Genomic DNA, 2,512 nt, shown 5'->3' on the forward strand with positions numbered 1-2,512 from the left:
CCGCCCAGTCGACGGTTGGTGCCGGCGGCCGAGCTACTTGGTGGCGTAGTGCAGCGCGGCGATACCGCCGGTGAGGTTGCGCCAGCGGACGTTGCCGAATCCCGCATCGGTGATGCGCTCGGCGAGACCGGCCTGATCGGGCCACGCCCGGATCGACTCGGCGAGATAGACATACGCCTCGGGATTGCTGGCGACGCGCGTGGCCACCGGCGGCAGGGCCTTCATCAGATACTCCATGTAGAGCGTGCGGAACGGTCCGAAGACCGGCGTCGAGAACTCGCAGATGACCAGTCGCCCACGTGGTTTGAGCACCCGCTGCAGCTCGGCCAGCGCGGTGTCGACGTTCGCGACGTTGCGCAGACCGAAGGAGATGGTCGCGGCATCGAAGCTCTCGTCGGCGAACGGCAGCGTCAACGCGTCGGCGGCGACCTTGGGCACCGGTCGGCGGTACCCGGCCTTGAGCATGCCCAGCGAGAAGTCGGCGGCGATGCAGTGCGCGCCCGACTGCGTCAGTTCCTCGGTCGAGACCGCGGTCCCCGCGGCCAGGTCGAGCACCACGTCGTCGGGTCCGAGCGCCAGCGCGCGTCGAGTCGCCTTCCGCCAGCCACGATCCTGGCCGAACGAGAGCACCGTGTTGGTGATGTCGTAGCGACGCGCGACACCGTCGAACATGGCGGCGACGTCGGCCGGCTTCTTGTCCAGGCCGGCGCGGCCCACGGGGGTCGAGGTCATGGGCTCAACGGTACGTGTCCGACGATGGATCGAGTACGAGAGTCCCGCCACACGCACGGGGCGCGGGATCAGGCCGTACGGCCGTGGACCGCGAGGCTGCCTGCGCGTCCGAGCACGGCGTCGTAGTGGCCGAGCAACTGATCGCAGATGACGGGCCAGGTGCGGCCCTGCACCCCGCGCCACCCCGCCACGCCGAACTCGGTGCCGACGGTCGAGTCGAGCAGGGTGTCGACCGCCCCGGGCAGCCGCTGCGAGAACGTCGGGACGTCGAGCAGGTAGCCGCTCCGCAGGTTCGCGATCAGGTCCTTGGGGCCGCCGGCGTCGGGTCCGATCACCGGGACGCCGCTGGCCTGCGCCTCCTGGACGGCCTGACAGAACGTCTCGTGCTCGCCGGGGTGCACGAAGACGTCCATGCTCGCGTAGGCGCGGGCGAGTTCGGTCCCGCCGAGTTCGCCGGTGAACACCGCGTCGGGCATCAACTTCTCGAGGCGGGCGCGCTCGGGGCCGCCGCCGACGATGACGAGCTGACGGTCACCACGACCGGACAGGACCGCGAGGCGCTCGACGTGCTTCTCCGGCGCCAGTCGTCCGACGAAACCGACGATCGGCGCGCCCGACGGACTCCACCGCGCGCGCAACGCGTCGTCCCGGCGTTGCGGGTTGAACCTCTCGATGTCGACGCCCCGGCCCCACCGGAAGACCCGCGGGATCCCGTGGTCCTGCAGGGCTTTCACCGACACCGACGACGGGGCCAGCGTGCGGTCGCACGCGGTGTGCAGTCGACGTGTCCACGACCACGCGGCCCGCGCGCCCATGCCGATCCCGTAGCTCTCGGCGAATCCGGCCACGTCGGTCTGGAAGACCGCGACGGTGGGCAGGTCCAGGCGGCGTGCGGCGTGCGCACCCGCGGCGCCCATCACGAACGGTGACGCGAGATGCACCACGTCGGGCGCGAACTCGGCCATCGCGCGGTACAGCGACGGGTTCGGCACCCCCACCGGGAGCGACGAGATCTTGGGCACCATCATCGACGGCACCAGATGCACCGGCACCCCGTTGACCTCTCGCGGGGCGGGTTGGGCGCCACGCGGTGTGTCGGGGGCGAACACCATCGCGTCGTGACCGCGGCGCTCGAGATGATCGAGCACACGCAGCACCGAGTTCACGACGCCGTTCATGTTCGGCAGGAAACTCTCCGCAACTATTGCCACTCGCACGACCGTCAGTGTGGCCAGCGCATCTGTCCCGCAACGTTCGTCGACGTGACGTCGGCCGAAATGGGAGGTGAACTCCTCCGGTGTGCCCCGTCAGGCCGGTGTCGTGGCGTCCGGGGTCGCCGCGAGGGTGTCGATGTCGTCGAGGCGGCGACGGCGCGAGACCTCCGCGAGCAGGACCATCACCGCGATCACGAACAGCCAGGTGTAGCCGGCGATGGACACGGCCGGGACGATCGACAGGCTCGCATCCCGACCCGCGACACGCACCAGGTCGGGGTTGGTGCTGTCGTACTCGACACTGATGCGTTGTCCGACAGCGAGTTCGGTGGGATAGAAGATGCCGAGACGGGGGCTGCGGACCTGGCCGTCGGGGGTGTAGAAGCGCACGGTCGACTTGGTCGCGCCCGCAGTCACCACGTCGGCGGTCGCCGTAGCGATGTTGTCGTCGATGGACGCGTCGTCTCGGTAACACCCGGCCACCATCACGGCCATCATGATCGTCACGAGCCCGGCGACGATCAGCAGACCTATCTGCGTGCGTCGGAGGTGGGTCGGGGACATGC

Annotated in this window: 3 protein-coding genes; all 3 read right to left on the reverse strand. The window is 69.7% G+C overall.

All coding sequences use genetic code 11. The features are described 5' to 3' along the window. Positions 1 to 33: 33 nt before the first annotated feature. Positions 34 to 732: a demethylmenaquinone methyltransferase gene (locus JHC79_RS22740; RefSeq protein ID WP_296395185.1), complete on the reverse strand. Its 699-nt coding sequence runs from the start codon at positions 730 to 732 to the stop codon at positions 34 to 36. 68 nt (positions 733 to 800) lie between these two features. Next, a complete protein-coding gene (locus JHC79_RS22745) occupies positions 801 to 1,949 on the reverse strand; it encodes a glycosyltransferase family 1 protein (RefSeq protein WP_296395186.1) in 1,149 nt (382 codons plus the stop codon). Between the two features lie 90 nt (positions 1,950 to 2,039). Next, positions 2,040 to 2,512 (reverse strand): DUF3592 domain-containing protein (locus JHC79_RS22750; RefSeq protein ID WP_296395188.1); only part of this gene is annotated, 473 nt, incomplete at its 5' end.

The organism is Williamsia sp., from assembly GCF_016462415.1.
In the GTDB taxonomy this organism is placed as follows: Bacteria; Actinomycetota; Actinomycetes; order Mycobacteriales; family Mycobacteriaceae; genus Williamsia_A.

Excerpts from the sequence above, each read along its gene's own strand:
- JHC79_RS22740 (WP_296395185.1), bottom strand. The coding sequence starts at position 732 with ATGACCTCGACCCCCGTGGGCCGCGCCGGCCTGGACAAGAAGCCGGCC.